A 22,006-nucleotide genomic window follows, 5' to 3' on the forward strand; every position below is an offset into this window, starting at 1 on the left:
TAGCTATAATGCTCGGTTACCTTGCTTTTTTGCACCAAGTAGTCATCAGACTGCTACAGCAGCATAAAGCCTGATTTTTGAATATCCCTCATCATTGTGGAGACTTTTATGGCAATCGAACGTACCCTGTCAATCATCAAACCTGATGCCGTTGCAAAAAACGTCATTGGTCAAATCTACGCTCGCTTTGAAACAGCTGGTTTGAAAGTCATCGCGGCAAAAATGAAACACCTCTCCCGCGCCGAAGCCGAAGGCTTCTATGCAGTACACAAAGAACGTCCTTTCTTTAAAGACTTGGTCGATTTCATGGTGTCCGGCCCTGTGATGATCCAAGTGTTAGAAGGCGAAGGTGCGATCGCGAAAAACCGCGAATTGATGGGCGCCACCGATCCGAAGAAAGCCGACGCCGGTACCATCCGCGCCGATTTTGCTGATTCGATCGATGCCAACGCCGTCCACGGTTCTGACAGCGCCGAAAACGCTGCTATTGAAGTCGCTTACTTCTTCCCTTCTTCTGAAGTGTACAGCCGCTAATCCGGTCTGTGAGCCTCTACCGTGTGGTAGAGGCTATTCTTTTTTTATCGCATCCCATCTGTTCTGAATTCATCCATGAAAACCAACCTGCTCGACTTTAGCCTGCCGCAATTACTCGACCATTTTGCAGCCCAAGGCGAAAAACCATTTCGTGCCAAGCAAGTCATGCGGTGGGTTCATCAAATGGGCGAAGCCGATTTTGATGCCATGACTGATTTGGCCAAGAGCCTACGCGAAAAGCTCAACGCCAATGCCGAAGTGAAAGTCCCCGCACTGATCACTGGCCAAGCTTCAGATGACGGCACCCGCAAATGGTTGTTAGATGTTGGCACCGGCAATGGTGTTGAAACCGTCTTTATTCCAGAGGACGACCGTGGCACCTTATGTGTGTCATCGCAAGTCGGTTGTGCGCTCGATTGCACGTTTTGTTCGACAGCCCGTCAAGGCTTTAATCGCAATTTATCGACAGCAGAAATTATCGGCCAGCTGTGGTGGGCGAATAAATCGATGGGCGTGACGCCTAAAAACGAACGGGTGATTTCCAATGTGGTGATGATGGGCATGGGTGAACCGTTGGCAAACTACGATAATGTGGTCAATGCCATGTCGATTATGTTGGATGACCACGCCTATGGCCTCAGCCGCCGCCGCGTAACCTTATCCACCTCGGGCCTCGTCCCAGCTCTCGACCGCTTGCGTGAAGATTGCCCTGTGGCGTTGGCGGTATCTCTACATGCCCCTAACGACACGCTGCGCGATGAACTCGTCCCCATCAATCAAAAATATCCGCTGCGAACCCTACTCGCCGCCTGTGAACGCTACTTAGAAAAAGCACCGCGTGATTTCGTCACGTTTGAGTATGTGATGTTAGATGGCGTCAACGACCGTCCACACCATGCACAAGAATTGATTGCCTTAGTACGCGATTTGCCCTGTAAATTTAATTTAATTCCATTCAATCCTTTCCCTAATTCCGGCTATGCGCGTTCAAGCAATAACAGCATCCGCGCCTTCCGTGAAATTTTGCAAGCCGCCGGTTTTGTGGTGACGGTACGCAAGACACGCGGCGATGATATCGATGCTGCCTGTGGCCAATTAGCGGGGAAAGTACAAGATAAAACCCGTCGCACAATACAATGGCAAGACCGCCCAACCACGGATGCCTAGTCCAATAAAGTTGTGCAGCGTACAATGCGGCGGAGTAAAAACCGATATGGCGGCCCCGCAATACGGGGTATCATGCCTAACTCTTTGTTTAAGCAAGCCCTTTATTTTTTAGAGTGGAGCACACTCCATGAGCAGTGAAATCCAAATTCCGGGCTCATCCCAATCATTAGTCTCGGCCGGCGTCTTGCTGTCCAATGAACGTGTGAAACGTGGCATTTCTATTCAAGAAGCCGCAGATTATTTAAAACTGTCTCGCAAACAAGTCGAGGCATTAGAAAACGACGACTACAGCAGTCTGCCGGGGACAACTTTTGTCCGTGGTTTTATGCGCAATTACGCCAAGTTTCTAGAGCTCGACCTCGAACCGATTATGGCGTGGTTAGATAGCCAAGTCCCCAATACCGCGCCAGATGCGCGCCCTGCCCCTGCCGCAACGCCGCAAGGCAAAACAGCCTCGGTAGATACCCACAAAGAAAAAGAAATCACCCCCACTACCGCTGCGGCGACCAACACTGATACCGGCAGTGGTATCTGGAAATGGTTATTGCCGTTGTTATTAGTCGGTGCTGGCCTCGTGTGGTATCAATCACAACCAAGTGACACTACCGAACCGAGTGCTGAAGCGGCCGCACCTGCTGAAACGGTTGCCAAAGCGCCAGCCGCTGCCACACCACCGGCAGCAGAAGCGGTAGAAACACCCGCAACGCCTGCCCCAGTACCCGAGGCCAGCAGCACCACGCCAAGTGCAACGGCAGCACCGGTGACACCGCCGCCTGTTGCCACCGCGACAGTAACACCAGCAGCAACCCCGACAACGCCTGCAGTCACAGACCCCACCACCACGGCAACAGCGCCCTTACCTACCAACGGCAACCATCAACTGCGTTTAGTGATGAAGCAAGACTCGTGGATGGAGATTTTGGATAGCAAAGGCGAACGAGTGGTGTTTGGTACACAGAAAGCCGGTAAGGAACGGATTGTCGAAGGCACACCGCCGTTCAAAATGACGATTGGCAATGCCACTGAGGTCGAATTGTTCCACAACAATCAAGCCATTGACCTGAAAAAACATATCAAAAAAGGCACCACTGCCAAACTGGAGCTGAAATAGGTGATTTCTTCTCACTATCCAACTCGCCGTGCCTGCCAACAAGTGATGGTGGGACATGTTCCGGTCGGGGGTGATGCCCCGGTTGTGATTCAATCAATGACCAATACCGACACGGCAGACGCTGCCGCCACGGTTGCCCAAGTTTTGGAATTGGCGCGTGCCGGTTCCGAGGTGGTGCGAATCACCGTCAACAGTCCCGAAGCCGCCGCCCAAGTCGCCACCATCCGCCAACAGCTGGATGATCAAGGCTGTGATGTGCCGTTGGTCGGTGATTTTCACTTTAACGGTGAGCGTTTATTGCGCGACTACCCCGATTGTGCACGCGCTTTAGCGAAATATCGCATCAACCCTGGCAACGTCGGCAAAGGCAGCAAGGGTGATGAGAAATTCGCCTATATGGTGAAAACAGCGGCTGAACTAGGCAAGGCGGTGCGGATTGGCGTCAATTGGGGCAGCCTCGATCAAAGTTTGGCGGCTCGATTGATGGATGAAAACGCCCGCCGCAGTGAACCGTGGCCGGTTGAAGCAGTGATGCGTGAGGCATTAATTATTTCAGCGTTGGAAAGTGCAGAAAAAGCAGTCGCACTTGGCTTGCTATCCAATCAAATTATCTTGTCGTGCAAAGTGTCGCATGTGCAAGACCTGATTGCGGTGTACCGTTCTTTAGCAGCGCGCTGTGATTGGCCGCTGCATTTGGGTCTTACTGAAGCAGGCATGGGTTCGAAAGGCATCGTTGCCTCTAGTGCGGCGCTGGCAGTGTTATTACAAGAGGGCATTGGCGACACCATTCGTATTTCTCTCACGCCAGAACCAGGCGCACCGCGTGATAAAGAAGTGATTGTTGCACAAGAACTGTTGCAAACCATGGGGCTGCGTTCATTTACCCCGTTGGTAACCGCCTGTCCGGGCTGTGGCCGTACCACCAGCACCTTCTTCCAAGAACTGGCTGCACAAATTCAACAGTTCTTGCGCGAAAAAATGCCAGTGTGGCGCTTGGCCTATCCAGGTGTCGAAAGCATGAACGTCGCCGTGATGGGCTGTGTGGTGAATGGCCCTGGTGAAAGTAAATTAGCCGATATCGGGATCTCACTCCCTGGTACTGGCGAAGTGCCGGTGGCGCCCGTGTATGTGGATGGTGAAAAAACCGTCACCCTCAAAGGCGAACAAATCGCCAGCGAATTTCAGACCTTGGTCGAACAATATGTCCACACCCGCTATGGCGAGGGTGGTAGCAAACGCCGTAAGGTGATTCCACTCAAACCGGTGTAATGTTTGATCGACTGACTCGCCTTCGCCGACTCGCTTAACTTTAACGAATACAGAAACATGGCAGAAAAAATTCAGGCAATTCGTGGGATGAATGACATCCTGCCCGACACCTCGCATCAATGGTTATTTTTTGAACACACCGTCCGCGAATGGCTCAAGGACTACGGCTATAAAAACATTCGCACCCCAATTGTGGAAGATACACGGTTGTTTGTGCGTTCAATTGGTGAAGCCACCGATATTGTCGAAAAAGAGATGTACACCTTCACCGACAGCCTCAATGGCGACAGCCTAACACTACGGCCAGAAGGCACCGCCTCGTGCCTACGCGCCGCGTTACAACATAATTTGCTCTATAAGCAAACCCAGCGTCTGTGGTATATCGGCCCGATGTTCCGCCATGAACGGCCACAAAAAGGGCGCTATCGTCAGTTTCACCAGATTGGTGCCGAAGCCCTCGGTTTCAGTGGCCCCGATGTGGACGCTGAAATTGTGATTATGCTGGCCGATTTATGGCAACGCTTGGGTTTAACTCCCTATCTGCAACTGCAAATCAACACCCTAGGTTCCAGCGAAGAACGCGCCGCCCACCGCCAAGCGTTGATTGCCTATCTTGAACAACACCAAGAGGCGTTAGATGAAGATGGCAAGCGCCGTCTTTACACCAACCCTCTGCGCGTGTTGGATAGCAAAACGCCTTCGATGCAAGCCATCTGTGAACAAGCCCCCCGCTTGTTGGATTATCTCGGTGATGCCTCGCGCCAGCATTACGATGAATGGCGACAGATGATCAGTGACGCCAATATTCCGTATGTTGAAAACCCACGGTTAGTGCGTGGTTTGGATTACTACAATCTGTCGGTGTTCGAATGGGTAACACAAGAACTCGGCGCACAGGGCACGGTGTGTGGCGGGGGTCGTTATGATGGCTTGATTGAACAACTCGGTGGCCAATCAATCCCCGCAGTCGGTTTTGCAATGGGGGTAGAACGCCTGATGTTGTTGTTGGGCGAGAAGAATCTATTGCCAGCGGCTGATGTACCAGATTGGTTTGTGATTCACCAAGGCGAGGGCACTGCACGCTATGCCTTGCGCGTTGCTCAACAATTGCGCCAAGCTGGTTTGCGCGTGGTGCAACACATGGGCGAGGCTAGCTTTAAGTCACAAATGAAAAAAGCGGATGCCAGCGGCGCTTATGGTGCGGTGATTATCGGCGCTAATGAAGTGGCAGAACACAATGTGGTGTTAAAACCGCTGCATGGCGGTTTACCACAACAAACAGCGGCCTTTGCTGAAGTCGCCACCGCCGCCCGTACCCTGTTGCAACAGATTCAAGCCCAGAAGGAAACCGACTGATGGCGGCATTCGATTTACAAGAACAGGAACAGATTGAAGCAATCCGGAGCTTTTGGCACAGCTGGGGGCGTTGGCTAGCGTTGGCTCTCACTTTTGTTTGCCTCGGTTATCTGGGCTTCCAAGGCTGGCAGATGTATCAACGCAAACAAGCCGCTGCCGCCGGTGAATACTATGCCCAAATCGAAAGCCATCTCGAACGCGGCCAACAAGATAAATTGGCCCCGTTGTTTCAATCACTGAAACAAGAGTATGCCAGCACAGCTTATGCCAATCGTGCCGCTTTAATCGAGGCGCGTTTGGCCTTTGAAGCCGGTCAATTTGCACCAGCCCGTGCCAGTTTGGAATGGGTGATTGAACACACCAAAGAAGAAGCGATTCGTGATTTAGCGCGTTGGCGGTTGGCGGCGGTGTTGCTTGATGAAAAACAATACGACCGCGCCTTGGCCGAGTTGGCTAAACCGCATACCGACGGCTTCGCTGGTAGCTTTTTAGATTTAAAAGGTGATGTGTTAGTGGCAAAAGGCGATATTGCCGCCGCCCGCAGCGCCTATCGTGCCGCTTTACAAAAACTAGAAAAAAGCGCGTCGCCCTCTCGGTCTTTAACCGAGATTAAACTCGATGCGCTAGGAGCTGAATAACCATGACTGCACCTCGCTTACGCCTTTTGTCAGCTGCTTTATGTACCAGTGTCGCCTTAACGGGTTGTGCCAGTTGGTTCAGTGGCGATGGCCGCCCACAACCAACACCGCTGACCACCCTCAGCCAGTCACAAAACCCTGAATTGTTATGGCGGGTTGATGTGGCAAAAAACAGTGCTGAAGGGGTGTTTCAGCCAGCAGTGATTGCCGATCGGGTGTGGGTCAGCAGTGAAAACGGCGAGGTGCTCGAGTTAGACAGCGACAGCGGACGAGTGATTCAACGTCTTACCCTCAAACAAGACTTGGCAGCGGGGATTGCTGCCAATGCCGATCACTTTTATGTGATTACCAAACAAGCCAAGCTGATGGCGCATTTGCGTGCCGATGGCAGCGCACGTTGGACGGTTACCTTGTCTAGCCTTCCCACCAGCCCAGCCCAAGTTGCTGGGGATAAGGTGATTGTGCAAACCCAAGATGGCCGTGTCAGTGCCTTTGACAGCCGCGATGGCCGCCAGCTTTGGGTCTATCAACACAATTTACCCGCATTGACCGTCCGCCATAGTGGTTCACTGCAAGCCCTTGGTGGTGAGGTGGCGTTGTTGGGCATGTCCGGTGGCCGCTTGGGGGTACTCAATCTTGCCAGTGGTGAATTGATTTGGGAGTCTGCCGTTACGCTGCCACGCGGTGCGACTGAATTGGAACGAATTGCCGATGTCGCCAGCCCACCGGTGTTTGACGGCAATATGGTATGTGCTGTGGCCTTCCAAGGCCGAGTGGCATGTTTAGATGCCAAAAGCGGCACCCCGATGTGGTCACGCGAATTGTCCTCCAGTCGTGGTTTAACTTTTGATGCCCGTTTGCTGTATGTCACGGCAGATGATGGCACTGTCCATGCCTTCGACCGCTATAGCGGCACCCCCATGTGGAAACAAGAAGGTTTGCGCTATCGTGGTGTCTCTGCACCCGCGCTATTGAATGGACAGGTGCTGGTCTATGATGCAGAAGGGTATGCCCATCTGTTATCAAGCCTCGATGGTAGCCTTGTCGGTCGTCTTGCCACCGGTGGCAACGAACTGCAAGGCCGCCCGCTGAATGTGTCGGCGCAACGGGTATTACTGCAAACTGAAAATGGACGTATTTTGGCCTTAGGCCGTTAAGGAGATGGCGTGAAGCCAACTGTTGTATTAGTCGGAAGGCCGAATGTCGGCAAATCGACACTGTTTAATCGCCTCACGCGGAGTCGTGATGCGCTGGTTGCTGATCTACCCGGTCTAACCCGTGATCGCCACTATGGTCATGGCCGTGGTGGGAATAAGCCGTATTTGGTCGTCGATACCGGCGGTTTTGAGCCGATTGCCGACAGCGGTATTTTATTTGAAATGGCTCGTCAAACCTTGCAAGCGGTGGATGAAGGCGATGCTGTGATCTTTTTGGTGGATGCTCGTACGGGTATGACCCCCCAAGATAAGGTCATTGCTAACCGCCTGCGGCAACTGAATAAGCCAGTGTTTTTGGTGGTGAATAAAGCCGAAGGGATGCGGCGTGATGTGGTAGCTGCTGAGTTCTACGAACTCGGCTTGGGCGACCCGTGGGCCATTTCTGGCGCACACGGCGATGGCGTGCGTGAATTACTCGACGCGGTGTTAGAACCTTTCCCTGATGAAGAGGAAGAAGAAGCCAGCCGCCATCCACGCTTTGCTGTCATTGGCCGCCCTAACGTGGGGAAATCCACCTTGGTCAACGCGATTTTAGGTGAAGAACGGGTCATTGCTTTTGATATGCCCGGCACCACTCGCGACAGTATCTATATCGATTTTGAGCGCAATGGTCAGTCGTACACGATTATTGACACCGCCGGTGTGCGGCGGAAAAGTCGGGTTGATGAGGCAATTGAAAAGTTTTCGGTGGTGAAAACCCTCAAAGCGATTGAAGATGCCAATGTAGTGGTCTTGGTGTTGGATGCCAGCTTAGACATTGCCGACCAAGATGCCAGCATCGCCGGTTTTGCACTCGAAGCGGGGCGGGCTTTGGTTGTGGCAGTGAATAAATGGGATAACACCAACCAAGAACGCCGCGACCAAGTCAAACGCGATATTGCTCGCAAGTTGTCATTTTTGGACTTTGCACGTTTTCACTATATTTCGGCGCTACAAGGGCGCGGGGTCAGCGATTTATTTGCCTCGATTGATGCCACCTATGCCGCAGCAATGGTAAAACTGCCAACACCAAAATTAACTCGCGTACTGGAAATCAGCCAAGAGCGTCAAGCGCCCCCGCGTGTCGGTTTGGTACGGCCTAAGCTGCGCTATGCTCACCAAGGGGGGATGAATCCACCCATCGTGATCATTCATGGCAGTGCATTAGATAAAATTCCTGATAGTTATACCCGCTATATGGAACATTGCTTCCGTAAAGCGTTCAAACTCGAGGGAACCCCATTGCGGGTGGAATACCGCAGTGCGGAGAATCCGTTCTTAGAACGTCGTAAAACTGCGACACGCCCAAGCGATCCTGGCCAACGGCGTGGTAAAAATCGCAAGTAAACGCGAAATAGAGGGGGCAGGAGACTAGAAAGATGGTAAAAAGACCTCACCTGCTGCCACCTCAGCAGTTTTTCTCTTAAATCTACTTTGGAGTACCCCGCGATGAGCGCGAAAGGGCAAATGCTACAAGACCCGTTCCTGAATACCCTGCGTAAGGAACACGTGCCAGTATCGATCTACTTGGTCAATGGCATTAAATTACAAGGCCAAATCGAGTCTTTTGATCAATACGTGGTGTTGCTCAAAAATACAGTCACCCAGATGGTATACAAACATGCCATCTCCACCGTGGTGCCATCTCGCCCAGTATCGATTCCACACGAAGCACCCACAGGCAATGCGGATGCCTAACATCCCTCCTGTTCAGCTGAGACGAAAGCGGTGTAATTGTGTTTGACCGCCCAGATTTAGGTGATAAGGCAATCGTGGTTTGCCTCAATTTTGGCGAACCCGATTTTGCTGATAGCGTGGCCGAATGTGTCGAATTAGTCCGTGGCGCAGGGGTAGAAGTATGCGGCGTGGTGTTGGGCAAACGCCAACGCCCCGATGCAGCCCTGTTTGCGGGAAAGGGCAAGGTTGAAGAAATCGGCCTTGAACGAACGGCACAAGATGCCTCAGTGGTGATTTTTAACCATGCCCTCTCGCCAGCCCAACAGCGCAATTTAGAGCGTACGCTCGAATGTCGGGTAATCGACCGCAATAGCCTGATTTTGGATATTTTTGCCCAACGGGCGAAAAGCCATGAGGGTAAATTGCAGGTTGAATTGGCACAACTTGAACACCTCGCTACGCGCCTAGTCCGTGGTTGGACTCACCTTGAACGGCAAAAAGGCGGTATTGGTTTGCGCGGTCCAGGTGAAACCCAGCTCGAGACCGACCGCCGTTTGTTAGGTGCACGGGTCAAGATGTTGAAAGACCGCCTAGCGCAAGTGGAAAAACAGCGTCAGGTACAACGACGTGGGCGAGAACGTACGGGCATCGCCACAGTGTCTATTGTTGGCTATACCAATGCGGGAAAATCCACGCTTTTTAATAGCGTGACCAAAGCCAAAACCTATGCCGCCGATCAACTCTTTGCCACCCTCGATACCACCAGCCGCAAGCTTTATCTAGGTGGGCGCAACTCTATCATTGTGTCGGACACCGTTGGTTTTATTCGCGATTTGCCCCATGCCTTAGTGGCTGCCTTTCGCGCCACCTTGGAAGAAACCGTCCGTGCCGATTTACTGTTACATGTGGTGGACAGTGCCAGCGATAACCGCGAACGCCAAATCGAAGAGGTCAACAAGGTCTTGCAAGAGATCGGGGCTGACACCATTCCTCAGTTGATAGTGTGGAATAAAATCGACATTAAGGGGCAAGACGCTGCTATCGAGCGCGATGAAAACGGCCATATTGTGGCTGTCCGCGTGTCGGCATTAACTGGTAGTGGACTTGAACTGTTGCGTGAAGCAATTGCCGAACGTTTACAGTTGGCTCAACCGCACGACGAGCTTTCTCATTCATAGATCAAAATTCACGGAAAAATCATGTCCCAAAACGACCCGCAATGGGGAGGCGGTAACCGTGGTAACGACGGGCCGCCAGACCTCGAACAGATTTTCCGCAATGTGACCCGTAAATTTCGCGGTAATCATTCGGGTGGAGACGGTAATGGCTTTCCAAGCGGTGGCCGTGGCTTCAAAGGGGGTTTAGTTGCGATTGGTGGGGTGCTCGCCGCACTGTGGCTAGCCAGTGGCTTTTATATGATTGATGCCCGCGAAGAAGGTGTAGTATTGCGGTTTGGTGAATACCATCGCAGCACCGATGCTGGTTTGCAATGGCATATTCCCTATCCGATTGAACAGGTTGAAGTAGTCAGTTTGACCGATGTGCGTAGCCTTGAAATTGGCTACCGTGGCAACGATAAAAATCGCGTCAGCGAAGAAGCACTGATGGTAACCTCCGACCTCAACATCATCGATGTGCAATTATCAGTGCAATATGACGTGCTCAGCGCCCGCAATTTCCTGTTTGAAAACGCCTGTGCTGATCGTGACTGTAAAGACATCCTGAAACAAATCGCTGAGTCTTCTATCCGTGAAGTGGTTGGCCGTAATCAGGTTGATTTTGTCCTCAACGAGGGCCGTGCCAAAATTGCCAGCGATACACAAGTGTTGATTCAACAAATCGTTGACCGTTATCAACTTGGCATCCGCATCAGCAAAGTGAACATCAACAACGTACAACCACCAGAACCGGTGTTGGCGGCGTTCGATGATGCGGTGAAAGCAGGGCAAGACAAAGACAAGCTGCGCAATGAAGGTCAAGCGTATGCCAACGATGTGATCCCGAAAGCGCAAGGGGTAGCCGCACGCTTGATGCAAGAAGCCGAGGGTTATAAACAACGCGTGATTGCCAGTGCCGAGGGTGAAGCTCAACGCTTTAGCAGTGTATTGAGTGAATATCAGAAAGCACCGGCGGTAACCCGTGAGCGTCTGTATCTCGATACCATGCAAGATATTCTCGCGTCGACCAGCAAGGTTTTTGTCGATCAGAAAAATGGGCAAAACCTGCTCTATCTGCCGCTAGATAAGTTGATGCAACAGGCAAAACCAGGCCCCACTTCAACCGCACCGGCGGCAAATAACGAAACCACGCCACAAACTGAAGGTGAAGTTGTCGCACCTGCTGCGGCCAATAATGGCCGTGATGTCGTGCGCAACCGTGATTTGGGAGCAAGATAATAATGGATAGATTGATTCCCACCGTTGTTGCTTTGTTTGCTGGTGTCATGCTGTTGAGCATGAGCCTGTTTACCGTTGACCAACGGCAATATGCTTTGGTGTTTCAATTTGGTGAAGTGGTCCGCGTGGTGAAAGAACCGGGGTTGCAGTTCAAAATCCCATTCTTGCAAAATGTGCGTTTCTTCGATCGCCGTATCCGGACCATCGACCCCGAATCACCCGAGCTTTATAACACTCGCGAAAAAATGAACCTGTTGGTAGACAGTTTTGTGAAATGGCGCGTGGTGGATGTCGAGCAATATTACAAAAGTGTCGGCGGTAATGAAGCCATTGCCGTTTCGCGGTTAAAACAAACTGTCAACGATGGTTTACGCGCTAAGTTCGGTCAAAAAACGATACCTGAGGTGATCTCCGGCAAACGTGAGGACATTATGAACAGTGTACGTACCCGCGCTGACCAAGATGCCCGCCGTATTGGTGTAGAAATTATTGATGTGCGCTTAAAACGCGTCGATTTTCCGGATAAAATCAGCACTTCGATTTATGACCGGATGCGTTCTGAGCGTCGTACAGTGGCTAGCCAACTGCGTTCTGAAGGGGCAGCAGAAGCCGAACGGATTCGTGCTGATGCTGATAAACAACGTGAAGTGGTGATTGCTGAAGCGTATCGCAAAGCCCAAGCCTTAAAAGGTGAAGGCGATGCAGCAGCCTCGGCACTGTATAATGAGGCGTTTAGTCGTAACCCAGAGTTTTATGCCTTCTGGCGTAGCATGGAAGCCTATCGTCAAAGCTTCCGTGATAAGAACGATGTATTAGTGTTAGACCCAAGCGCAAGCTTCTTCCGCTACCTGAAAAACCCGAACGGGCGCGCAGGGGCAGAAGGAAGTGGTAAATAACTAATTGGCAAGCCACCTTGCAGGTCGAGGTGGTGATAGCTTCCTCGGGCGGGGAATGACTCCCCGCCCCTTTTCTTGTGTAGCGTTCGTGAACCGATATGCGTAATTGGCTCTTACCCGAAAATATTGCTGATATTTTGCCAGCCAGCGCCAGACAACTCGAAACAGCCAAAGCCGGTATGCTGGAACTGTTTCGAACTCATGGCTATGAATTGGTATGTCCGCCGTTGATTGAATATGTTGAATCGCTGGTTTCTGACGGTGATGCAGCATTAGATTTAAAAACATTCAAACTTGATGACCAACTCAGCGGCCGCCAATTGGGGCTGCGTGCTGATATCACACCACAGGTTGCCCGTATTGATGCCCACTTATTGGGCTCGCGCGAAGGGGTAACCCGTCTTTGTTATGCTGGCAGCGTTGTCCACAGCCGCCCAGATAGCCTGACCGCGTCTCGTGAGCCGTTGCAAATTGGCGCAGAGCTCTATGGTTGTGCTGAAACTGGCGCCGATTTGGAAATCATCCATCTCATGCTGGCAACCTTGCGTACCGTAGGCATCAATCAGTTGACCCTCGATCTTGGTCATCTCGGTGTGTTTTATGCCTTGGTCAATGCCGCAGGATTGGAGAAGAAACACATCGCCAATCTGCTACAGCTGTTGCAGGCCAAGGATGTCGCCAGCTTGCGGGAAGAATTGACTTGTGTTGCCGAGCCCTACCGCAGTGCTTTACTGCGCTTGCCCGAATTATTTGGCCCCGATTGCTTACGCCTAGCGCGTCAGCACTTACCTACCTTGCCCGCGCTGGAACAAGCCTTGGCACAGTTAGAACAAATCGGCCAATCGCTTGAGCAAGAACACGTGCAGGTGTATTACGACCTCACTGAATTGCGCGGCACGCACTACCACACGGGTCTGATCTTTGCTGTGTATGCCGAAGGGTGGGCGTCCGAATTGGCACGCGGTGGGCGCTATGACAATGTCGGGCGCAAATTTGGCCGTGCCCGTCCAGCTACCGGCTTTAGCTTAGATTTACGCGATTTACTGCGAATTTTGCCCAAGACCAGCCCACAAAAAGGGATTCGTCTTGCCGCAACAGACCATGCCGCAGCAACAAGCTCGGCTAATCGTTTACGCGCCGAAGGCGAAATTGTCGTAATCGACTACTTAAATGAATCAGCCGCCGCACTCAACTGTGATCGGCAATTGGTTTTCCGTGACGGCGACTGGCAAGTCGTCCCGTTTCATTGATTTTTGTGAAGAGGTTTTTCCATGTCCAAGAATGTTGTCGTGATCGGCACACAATGGGGTGATGAAGGCAAGGGTAAGATTGTCGATTGGCTGACAGACCATGCCGAAGGGGTTGTGCGTTTTCAAGGTGGCCACAATGCCGGTCATACCTTGGTCATCGGTGGTAAAAAAACCGTGTTGCGCTTGATTCCGTCTGGGATTTTGCACGCCGGTAAAGAATGTTTCATCGGCAACGGCGTGGTGATTTCCCCAGAAGCCTTGCTGAAAGAAATTGACGAGTTGGAAACCGCAGGGATTGATGTTTCCAAACGCTTGAAAATCTCGGAGTCTTGCCCGCTGATTTTGCCATACCACATCGCGTTAGACCAAGCGCGTGAAGCAGCCAAAGGCGAGAACAAGATTGGTACCACCGGTCGTGGTATCGGCCCAACTTATGAAGATAAGGTCGCTCGCCGCGCCATTCGTGTGCAAGATTTATTCTACCCAGAACGTTTTGCCGCCAAACTCGGCGAAAACTTAGCCTATTACAACTTCTTGTTAAAAGAATACTTCAAAACTGACACTGTCGATTTCCAATCGACCTTGGAAGAAACTTTGAAGTTGGCAGAACGCATTAAGCCGATGGTGGCTGATGTGTCGCGCACTTTGTACGATCTCAACAAAGCGGGCAAACCGTTGTTGTTTGAAGGCGCACAAGGCACCTTATTAGATATCGACCACGGCACCTACCCATTCGTGACGTCGAGCAACTGTGTGGCCGGTGCTGCCTCGGCAGGAGCCGGTGTTGCACCACAGATGTTGCAGTATGTGTTGGGGATTGTAAAAGCCTACACCACCCGTGTTGGCTCTGGCCCCTTCCCAACCGAACAAAGCAACGATACTGGTGCTTACCTTGCCAAACGTGGCAATGAATTTGGCTCGGTTACTGGTCGCCCACGTCGCTGTGGTTGGTTTGATGCTGCGGCACTGAAACGCTCGATCCAAATCAATGGCGTATCTGGTTTGTGTGTCACCAAGCTAGACGTGATGGATGGTATGGACGAGATCCAGTTGTGTGTTGGCTATCGTAAAGATGGTGTTGAATACGACATCCTGCCATTTGGTTCAGAAGCGGTTAGCGGTTGTGAGCCAATTTATGAAACCATGCCAGGGTGGCACGATTCGACAGTTGGCGTGAAAGAGTATGATGCACTGCCAGCCAATGCCAAAGCGTATCTGACACGGATTGCCGAAGTCTGTGAAGCACCGATTGATATTATTTCGACCGGTCCAGATCGCGAAGAAACTATCGTGTTGCGTCATCCATTTGCCTAATCGCATACGGATACATCCCCTGCCTCGGCAGGGGATTTTACTGCGCCTCTTTTACGGTTTTTCCGTAAAACAAATCAAAAATAAACTGATTTTCCAAAAACAGAAATTCTCGTACTGTAGCGCCATTGATATTCTTCAGCTTGAAATGAGAACTCGCATGGCCGCTTTTTCTGCCGAACGTGTACTAAGCGTTCACCATTGGAATGACAGTTTATTTAGCTTCAAAACCACCCGCGATGCAGGGTTACGGTTTGAAAACGGACACTTTGTGATGATTGGCCTAGAAGTGAATGGCCGCCCGCTGATGCGTGCTTATAGTATTGCCAGTGCAAATCATGAAGAACATTTAGAATTTTTTAGTATTAAAGTCCCCGATGGCCCCCTGACCTCGCGCCTGCAACATCTAACGCCAGGGGATAACCTGTTAGTTAGTAAAAAACCGACAGGAACATTGGTCATTGATGACTTATTACCGGGTGGGCGCAATTTATATTTGTTCGGCACCGGTACCGGCCTCGCCCCGTTTATGTCACTGATTAAAGATCCAGAAGTATATGAGCGTTATGAAAACGTGATCTTATTCCACGGCGTGCGCTATTGCAGCGAATTGGCGTATCAGCAATACATCACCGAAACCTTGCCAGAACACGAATTCTTAGGCGAACTGGTCAAAAACCAACTGCGCTACTATCCCTCGGTGACACGCGAGCCTTATGTCAACCAAGGTCGGTTAACCGATTTAATTCGCAGCGGCAAACTGTTCCAAGATCTCGGCTTACCTAGCCTCGACCCCGATACCGACCGCGCCATGTTATGCGGCAGTCCTTCGATGTTGAAAGAAACCTGCGCTTTATTGAAAGAATACGGTTTAGAAGAAGCGCGCCAAGGCCAACAAGGGCACTATGTCATCGAGCGTGCCTTTGTTGAAAGCTAAGCGATTATAAACACGCCATGCAAAAAAATAGCCAAGCATTTTTGCTTGGCTGTTTTTTTAATGCTTGTTGTAGCGGGGCGGCATTAACAAAGCAGGGATTTCACGCTGTGCTTGGCTTAGCGGATGTCGCCATGCTTTCCCCGACATCAAATGCGCCAAAGGCGAAGGCCGTGCTGGTGTTACAAAGGCCTGATGAAAGGTCGAGGGAGGGGGTTTAGGATGCTCCATCCAACTCGGCCAAAAACCGGTCATCATTTCAGGTTTTAACGTTTGTCGGGTTAATTTTTCAATGTTAGCGAGGGCTTTTTGTTCATCTTCTGCCATCAATGAAATCGCCACCCCCGAGCTCCCCGCCCGCCCCGTACGACCAATACGATGGACGTAATCCTCTGGCGCTTTTGGTAACTCAAAGTTAATTACAAACGGTAAATCAGAGATATCTAAACCGCGTGCTGCTACGTCGGTTGCCACCAACACCCGCACTTCACCCGCTTTAAAAGCAGCGAGGGTTTCAATACGGGCTTGCTGTGCTTTATCACCATGAATGGCTGCCACAGAGATGTTTTCGCGCTTTAACTCACGGGTCAGTTGATCTGCCCCTTGTTTGGTGCGGCAGAACACAATGACCTGTGACATATCGCGCTGTTGCAGCAAGCGCACTAATAATGCGCGCTTACGGTGGCTATCAACGGCATAAATAGTTTGTTCAATTTTGGCATTAGTCGCATTTTGCCGCGCCACTTCAATTAGCTGAGGTTCTTTCATAAACTCAGCGGCCAGCTTTTTAATTTCTGGCGAGAAAGTGGCAGAAAACAGAAGCGTTTGTCGTGTTTTGGGCAGTAAGGTCAAGATGCGGCGGATATCAGGCAAAAAGCCCATATCGAGCATTCGATCTGCCTCATCCATCACCAAAATTTCCACTCGATTTAACTGGATGGTCTTTTGTTCAACATGGTCGAGTAACCGACCGGGGGTAGCAACAACAATCTCAATACCACGGCGCAATTGCTCTTTTTGTGGATCAATACTCACCCCACCAAATAACACAGCATAACGCAATTGGCTATGTTGGCTATATTGACGCACGCTATCAGCCACTTGATCGGCAAGTTCTCGTGTTGGTGTCAGAACCAATACACGTACCGGATGCATCGCCGGTGAGGCACTACTATTGGCATAGCCCATTAAACGGGTTAACACAGGCAAGGTGAATGCCGCTGTTTTACCTGTTCCTGTTTGTGCAGCAGCAAGGATATCCCCGCCGGCCAACACCACAGGAATCGCTTGACGCTGAATAGGTGTCGGCTCACGGTAGCCTAGCTCCTCAACAGCCCGAAGAATAAGAGGGCTTAAGCCAAGCTCAGCAAACGACATAACAACTCCTAAAAATAGATGGCACGATTAATTTAACACGCGCCATTTAAGACAAAGATAACCATTGCACAAGGGTTAACAATAAAATCACTGCCAACCACAATACCACCGACCGCCACACTAGACCCACGGCACGGCGTAGGTAATCGGGATCGGCCTCATCACCCACACCTAATTCGGGCCGGTACTTCACTGTATAGTCTTGACGCAGTGGATCACCCAACTTGACGCCAATTGCACCCGCAGCCGAAGCTAATAAAATCCCAGCAGCCGAAGCTAATAAAATCCCATAAGCGTAGTGTCCCCAAGCAATCGCTTGTGAACGCCAACAAAATACAGCATCTTCAAAATCGCCCATCACTGCAAAGCTAGCCGAGGTTAGGCGTACCGGCAACCAATCAATCGCTTCATGAAAACGGCGAGCAAAGCGCCCAAACGCTTCACCTAAAATCTCTTCACGACCACCCCATTTTTGGTACAACATATTTGACATGCGATACATGACCGCACCAGCAGGTCCAGGTAAGACGGCAAACCAAAACATCGTGCCAAAGACGTGGCGATAACTGTCAATCACCCCTTGTTCAATAGTCAAACGAGAGATTTCATTAATTTCAAGTTCAGAAGTAGGCTGACCAGACCAACGAGCCAGTGCCAAACGGGCATCCACCACACGGTTCTCCGCCAAGGCCAAAGAAATCTCTGTCAGTGCACTAGAAAAATGGCGGAACCCCATCGTGAGATATAACACCGCCACATCCCAAATTAAGGCTAATACAGGCGTGACTTTATATAACACCCCATGAATCAACCAAACTAGCCCAGCTAATGGCAAAACAGCTAGACACCATGCCAATACACCATGCCGATTGCGTCCCGCATTTAAGTGGCGCTCGAGGTAGTTGGCATAACGCGTAAACACTAGCAAAACGCGGTTTCGATTACCTAAGGGATGTATTTGCTCCAGCGCAAGCGCGAGGATAATCGCGAGCAGGGTCATGGCAAGAGAAAAAACTTTCTGAAGAAAATAAAAAAGGATGGCCACGATAGCACAAAGCGTGCTAACTCGCAGCATTGAACAGAAAGGAACAGCACGATTGCAGAGGGATTAAGGTTAGGCCTGACCCAGTGTACGACCACCTGCAATAGCAGAGCGCGCCCCACCATCACGCTTATACGCCATCGTGCTTTGAGGGCTTGCCATCAAAATATCCAGCGCTTCCTGCGTATCCGCAAGATGACGCGCAATCAGTTGACCATTGACGCGATTGATGGATTGGGCGCGAGCGCATAGTGTTTCAAGTTGACACCATGCTTTTAACAATGTTTCTTTATCAGACAACCATTGCATAAAAATTCCACGTTCCTGACAACCGAGTGTTCTGAGAATGTCAGTACGTTGCTTAACACATTGGTCGATTTGCTCTAGGGTATTGAGCTTTTGCGCTGCAAGACGTTCCAAGTCGGCAATGGCTTGGTGTACCAACGCCGCCTGCTCAGCAGCCAGCTCCTCATTGAGCATTTCATATAGCTGAATTTCTCGCTCAATCAGTTCACTTAAAGCTTGGTCATAAGCAGGCATAGTCGCTTCCATATATTCTCAAAAAGTGGGATAGATTTACTCCCGACCTGCAAGCAACTCGCGTGCAGACGAAATCAAACCATCAGCAATAGCGTTAGGGTTAATCGTAAATTTACCCTGAGCGATCGCTTGCTTAATGGCGGCAACTTTCTCAGAATCAACTACCGGTTGCTGCTGCACCGATTGTTCGAGAGCTGCCACCTGATTTGCCAATGGATTGATGGCAACGTTAACAGGGCGCACCTGGGAAGGTGCACTTGTGGTGGTAGAGGGTGCAAGACGGGCTTTGTTACTCACCGCTGCAGAATTCGCCACCGAAGGATTATTAGGCTGAATTTTCATGGCATTTTCTATACAAAAAGTCGAGTTTATTGCTAGCAAACATCGGTCAAAATTCACAAAACTTTAGTGACGCAGCAGAAGCAACAGCGGTTTTTAACAAAAACAAGCATTCCAATTAAATCAGGAAAGTCCTCGTGCTTTACAAGGTAATCAGTACACTCCCATCAGCTTGCGCAACACCTGAGACCGTTCGGCCTCCTTGCATTTTCACTACGACAACTTCACCCACCATAGCAGCACGCGTAGCAACCCCTTCGGCAGACACCGAGAAACCTGCATCTTGCGCTAAAACACGCACTTTCTGTCCTGCACGAATCACCTGTTGCCCCTTGAGATGTTCAGGACGCAGTGGTAAACCAGCAGCCATCGAAAACGTAACCACTTTTCCTACTGCATCACGCACATTCAGCATAGCACGTTGCGCATTATAACCAGCAGGCGCAGGTTTTAACTCCAAATCTTCTGCACGCAATACCTCACCCGCACTCAAGGCACGCTTACTTACCACAATCATTAAATTAGGTTCTACCACCACCGGCAAGCGCAATGACCAAGAAGGCGAATCACAACGCAAGACAACAGCTGTTGAGCCGGAGCGTTTTTTATTTAGCCACTCTATCTGCGGTGCGGGACAATTTGCTACTTTTAGCTTGCTATCAAGTTTGCCAAACTCAATACGATGAGGTGTGTTCGCCCACTCATTCTGTACAAATTGCTGTGCTTGTGCCTCTAGTGCCGCCAAATTATGGTGAGTCGGTACGGCTGCCATTGATGAGGCCGGCAAGACAATCAAAGTAAGCCATACCACACCAACACGATACCCTGTAAAATTCTTCACGGTTTCTCCCTCAACAACCTTCATCACAGTCGTTTTTAAACATAAGGGCAATATGCACATTATCGAGTGTAATTTCGCAGAACATGGCACGGCCATCCAAGCCATTTTTAATGAAGCCATTGTTCATTCAACAGCATTATATGACTATCAACCACGTAGCTTAGAAACCATCGAGAATTGGTTTTCACAAAAAATGCTGCAGAAATTCCCAGTGATTGGTTTAATTACAGACGATAACCAACTTACTGGTTTTGCCAGTTATGGCACTTTCCGTGCTTGGCCAGCCTATCAATATACGGTTGAACACTCCATTTACATTCATCAAGACTTTAGAGGGCGTGGTTTAGGTAAATGTTTATTAGAAGCGTTGATTCATTATGCAGAAAAACAAGATTATCATGTTTTGATTGCCGCGATTGATAGCAGCAATCAAAACAGTATCAAATTACACCAATCATTTGGTTTTACCCACGCAGGAACACTCAAGCAAGTTGGATTTAAATTTGAACGCTGGCTTGATGTTGAACTGTATCAAAAAATATTATCCACACCAGCACAAGCCAACGAAATACGATGAATTACGTCTCAGTAATCCCCGCCATTTGTTCATCTAATGATTGGTGTGGCAATGCTAAGTACTCACTTGTTTGCATTTCATTTAAACGACTAGCAGTTCGGAAAAACTCGCTGGCTTGAATACCTTCGGTATAAATTTGATCTGCTGCCACTTCAGCGCTTAAAATCAATTTAACCCGACAATCATAGAAAACATCAACCAACCAAGTAAAACGACGTGCCTCTGCAGATTGTGCAGCCGATAACTTGGGTACATTCGACACTAAAACAGTATGATATGCGCGAGCAATCTCTAAATAGTCAGTTTGTGCACGTGGACCACCACAAATTTCAGCAAAATCAAACCATACCACGCCCAAAGAATGTTTCACACAATGAATAGTACGGCCTAACACCTGTAATTCATGTTTCATTTCTTTACCGCAGTGTAAACTTTGGTATAGCGCTAATAATTTTGGCTGGCTTTCTTTCAATGGGTAGATGTATAAAGGCTCACGAGTCAAAGCGCGATGCCTATAATCATTACCACCGTCTAAGTTATAAATATTGATTGATTGCTTAATCAATTCAATTGTGGGCAAGAAATTAGCACGCTGCAAACCGTTGGGGTATAAATCATCTGGTTTGTAATTTGAAGTCATGACAAAAATCACACCCCTTGCTAATAATTCTTTTAACAAACGGCCTAGAATCATTGCATCAGCAATGTCAGATACATGAAATTCATCAAAACATAATAAGCGCGTTTTAGCAGCAATTCGCTTAGCAACAGCAATCAATGGATCAGGTTCATTTGCTACAACACGCAACTCTTGATGAACTTCCATCATAAAATGATGGAAGTGAATTCTGCGTTTTCTTTTATATGGCACACAAGAAAAGAAAGCATCCATTAAAAAGCTTTTTCCGCGACCGACACCACCCCAAAAATATAAACCTTTTGGTGGATTAGGGCTGCGGAAACTGCGCCCAAGAAAACGGTTTCTCTTTTCCTTAAAGGCAATCAACTCTTTGTAAAGAACCTCTAATACTTCAATAGCAGCAGCTTGAGCAGGATCATAGATAAAACCTTCTTTTTGTAAGGCATGTTCATACCATGCTTTTGGTGTGGTTACCTTATTTTTATCAGGAGAAAAAGCGTGCTGAGACATATCTTAGTACCAGAATACAAAGAAAGTAATTTAACACAGATAGTTAAATAGGCAAAAATAAAAGACGAAGAAAAGCCAAAAGCCCCTGCTACATCGAATAGCAGGGGCTTTTGTAATGGGGGGCTTGGCGGAGACCTACTTTCACACAGGGATCTGCACTATCATCGGCGCTGAGTCGTTTCACGGTCCTGTTCGGGAAGGGAAGGGGTGGTACCAACTCGCTATGGCCGCCAAGCAAAAAGGGTTTGAAGAAGTAAAGACAAGGGTTAGATTGTAGTAAGTGTCGCAACTTATAGGATCAAGCCACACGAGCAATTAGTATCGGTTAGCTTAACGCATTACTGCGCTTCCACACCCGACCTATCAACGTTGTGGTCTTCAACGACTCTTTAGGAGGCTTGTAGC

General features: G+C 49.8%; 22 protein-coding genes and 2 rRNA genes. 16 read left to right on the plus strand and 8 right to left on the minus strand.

The genetic code is table 11. The features are described 5' to 3' along the window. The first annotated feature begins 108 nt into the window (after positions 1-108). The 15 genes from ndk to G465_RS0105700 all read left to right on the plus strand — a co-directional run bounded on the left by ndk (position 109) and on the right by G465_RS0105700 (position 15,738). Entirely contained in the window at positions 109-534 is a 426-nt protein-coding gene (gene ndk / locus G465_RS0105630) for a nucleoside-diphosphate kinase (RefSeq protein WP_022653503.1), read from the plus strand. A 75-nt stretch (positions 535-609) separates the two neighbouring features. After that, positions 610-1,701, plus strand: coding sequence for a dual-specificity RNA methyltransferase RlmN (gene rlmN, locus G465_RS0105635; RefSeq protein ID WP_022653504.1), 1,092 nt, complete (start codon positions 610-612; stop codon positions 1,699-1,701). Positions 1,702-1,828: 127 nt separating this feature from the next. Next, complete coding sequence (locus tag G465_RS0105640; protein ID WP_022653505.1) at positions 1,829-2,812, plus strand: helix-turn-helix domain-containing protein; 984 nt, start codon at positions 1,829-1,831, stop codon at positions 2,810-2,812. Between the two features lie 3 nt (positions 2,813-2,815). After that, the gene (gene ispG, locus G465_RS0105645) at positions 2,816-4,081 is read left to right on the plus strand and encodes a flavodoxin-dependent (E)-4-hydroxy-3-methylbut-2-enyl-diphosphate synthase (RefSeq protein WP_027405209.1); all 1,266 of its coding nucleotides are present in this window, start codon (positions 2,816-2,818) and stop codon (positions 4,079-4,081) included. A gap of 57 nt (positions 4,082-4,138) precedes the next feature. After that, a complete protein-coding gene (gene hisS / locus G465_RS0105650; protein WP_022653507.1) occupies positions 4,139-5,437 on the plus strand; it encodes a histidine--tRNA ligase in 1,299 nt (432 codons plus the stop codon). Beyond that, positions 5,437-6,075, plus strand: coding sequence for a YfgM family protein (locus G465_RS0105655; protein WP_022653508.1), 639 nt, complete (start codon positions 5,437-5,439; stop codon positions 6,073-6,075). The genes hisS and G465_RS0105655 overlap by 1 nt, the downstream gene beginning before the upstream one ends. A 2-nt stretch (positions 6,076-6,077) precedes the next feature. Continuing rightward, positions 6,078-7,232, plus strand: coding sequence for an outer membrane protein assembly factor BamB (gene bamB, locus G465_RS0105660; RefSeq protein WP_022653509.1), 1,155 nt, complete (start codon positions 6,078-6,080; stop codon positions 7,230-7,232). A 9-nt stretch (positions 7,233-7,241) separates the two neighbouring features. Beyond that, entirely contained in the window at positions 7,242-8,618 is a 1,377-nt protein-coding gene (gene der, locus G465_RS0105665; RefSeq protein WP_022653510.1) for a ribosome biogenesis GTPase Der, read from the plus strand. Between the two features lie 102 nt (positions 8,619-8,720). Then, positions 8,721-8,969 carry an RNA chaperone Hfq gene (gene hfq, locus G465_RS0105670; RefSeq protein WP_027405211.1) on the plus strand — a complete coding sequence of 83 codons (249 nt, stop codon included), beginning with the start codon at positions 8,721-8,723 and terminating at the stop codon, positions 8,967-8,969. Positions 8,970-9,007: 38 nt separating this feature from the next. After that, on the plus strand, positions 9,008-10,126 hold the full coding sequence (hflX, locus tag G465_RS0105675; RefSeq protein WP_027405212.1) for a GTPase HflX: 1,119 nt from the start codon (positions 9,008-9,010) through the stop codon (positions 10,124-10,126). Between the two features lie 21 nt (positions 10,127-10,147). After that, a complete protein-coding gene (gene hflK / locus G465_RS0105680; protein WP_022653513.1) occupies positions 10,148-11,344 on the plus strand; it encodes an FtsH protease activity modulator HflK in 1,197 nt (398 codons plus the stop codon). Positions 11,345-11,346: 2 nt separating this feature from the next. Beyond that, complete coding sequence (gene hflC / locus G465_RS0105685; protein ID WP_022653514.1) at positions 11,347-12,240, plus strand: protease modulator HflC; 894 nt, start codon at positions 11,347-11,349, stop codon at positions 12,238-12,240. 98 nt (positions 12,241-12,338) lie between these two features. Next, positions 12,339-13,490: an ATP phosphoribosyltransferase regulatory subunit gene (locus G465_RS0105690; protein ID WP_022653515.1), complete on the plus strand. Its 1,152-nt coding sequence runs from the start codon at positions 12,339-12,341 to the stop codon at positions 13,488-13,490. A gap of 21 nt (positions 13,491-13,511) precedes the next feature. Then, complete coding sequence (locus G465_RS0105695) at positions 13,512-14,804, plus strand: adenylosuccinate synthase (protein ID WP_022653516.1); 1,293 nt, start codon at positions 13,512-13,514, stop codon at positions 14,802-14,804. 157 nt (positions 14,805-14,961) lie between these two features. Further along, complete coding sequence (locus G465_RS0105700) at positions 14,962-15,738, plus strand: ferredoxin--NADP reductase (protein WP_022653517.1); 777 nt, start codon at positions 14,962-14,964, stop codon at positions 15,736-15,738. 57 nt (positions 15,739-15,795) lie between these two features. Here G465_RS0105700 and G465_RS0105705 read toward each other — a convergent pair whose 3' ends face one another. From G465_RS0105705 to flgA, 5 genes are all read right to left on the minus strand, one after another. Then, positions 15,796-17,112 carry a DEAD/DEAH box helicase gene (locus tag G465_RS0105705; protein WP_022653518.1) on the minus strand — a complete coding sequence of 439 codons (1,317 nt, stop codon included), beginning with the start codon at positions 17,110-17,112 and terminating at the stop codon, positions 15,796-15,798. A 46-nt stretch (positions 17,113-17,158) separates the two neighbouring features. Beyond that, positions 17,159-18,112, minus strand: a complete 954-nt coding sequence (locus G465_RS0105710) for a CobD/CbiB family protein (RefSeq protein ID WP_022653519.1) — start codon at positions 18,110-18,112, stop codon at positions 17,159-17,161. A gap of 114 nt (positions 18,113-18,226) precedes the next feature. Next, positions 18,227-18,694 (minus strand): flagella synthesis protein FlgN, encoded by a 468-nt coding sequence (locus tag G465_RS0105715; RefSeq protein ID WP_162138815.1) that lies wholly within the window; start codon positions 18,692-18,694, stop codon positions 18,227-18,229. 36 nt (positions 18,695-18,730) lie between these two features. Then, positions 18,731-19,036, minus strand: a complete 306-nt coding sequence (gene flgM, locus G465_RS0105720; protein ID WP_022653521.1) for a flagellar biosynthesis anti-sigma factor FlgM — start codon at positions 19,034-19,036, stop codon at positions 18,731-18,733. 139 nt (positions 19,037-19,175) lie between these two features. Continuing rightward, positions 19,176-19,874, minus strand: coding sequence for a flagellar basal body P-ring formation chaperone FlgA (gene flgA, locus G465_RS15025; RefSeq protein WP_162138816.1), 699 nt, complete (start codon positions 19,872-19,874; stop codon positions 19,176-19,178). Between the two features lie 52 nt (positions 19,875-19,926). On the opposite strand from flgA, the gene G465_RS0105730 reads away from it, so the two are divergent. Continuing rightward, entirely contained in the window at positions 19,927-20,451 is a 525-nt protein-coding gene (locus G465_RS0105730; protein ID WP_022653523.1) for a GNAT family N-acetyltransferase, read from the plus strand. Between the two features lies 1 nt (position 20,452). On the opposite strand, the gene zapE is transcribed toward G465_RS0105730, so the two are convergent. From zapE to G465_RS0105745, 3 genes are all read right to left on the minus strand, one after another. Further along, complete coding sequence (gene zapE / locus G465_RS0105735; RefSeq protein ID WP_022653524.1) at positions 20,453-21,601, minus strand: cell division protein ZapE; 1,149 nt, start codon at positions 21,599-21,601, stop codon at positions 20,453-20,455. A gap of 122 nt (positions 21,602-21,723) precedes the next feature. After that, positions 21,724-21,836 (minus strand): 5S ribosomal RNA (gene rrf / locus G465_RS0105740). Between the two features lie 59 nt (positions 21,837-21,895). Beyond that, a 23S ribosomal RNA gene (locus tag G465_RS0105745) occupies positions 21,896-22,006 on the minus strand; the annotation flags it as partial.

The organism is Aquaspirillum serpens DSM 68 (genome assembly GCF_000420525.1).
Taxonomy (GTDB): Bacteria; Pseudomonadota; Gammaproteobacteria; order Burkholderiales; family Aquaspirillaceae; genus Aquaspirillum; species Aquaspirillum serpens.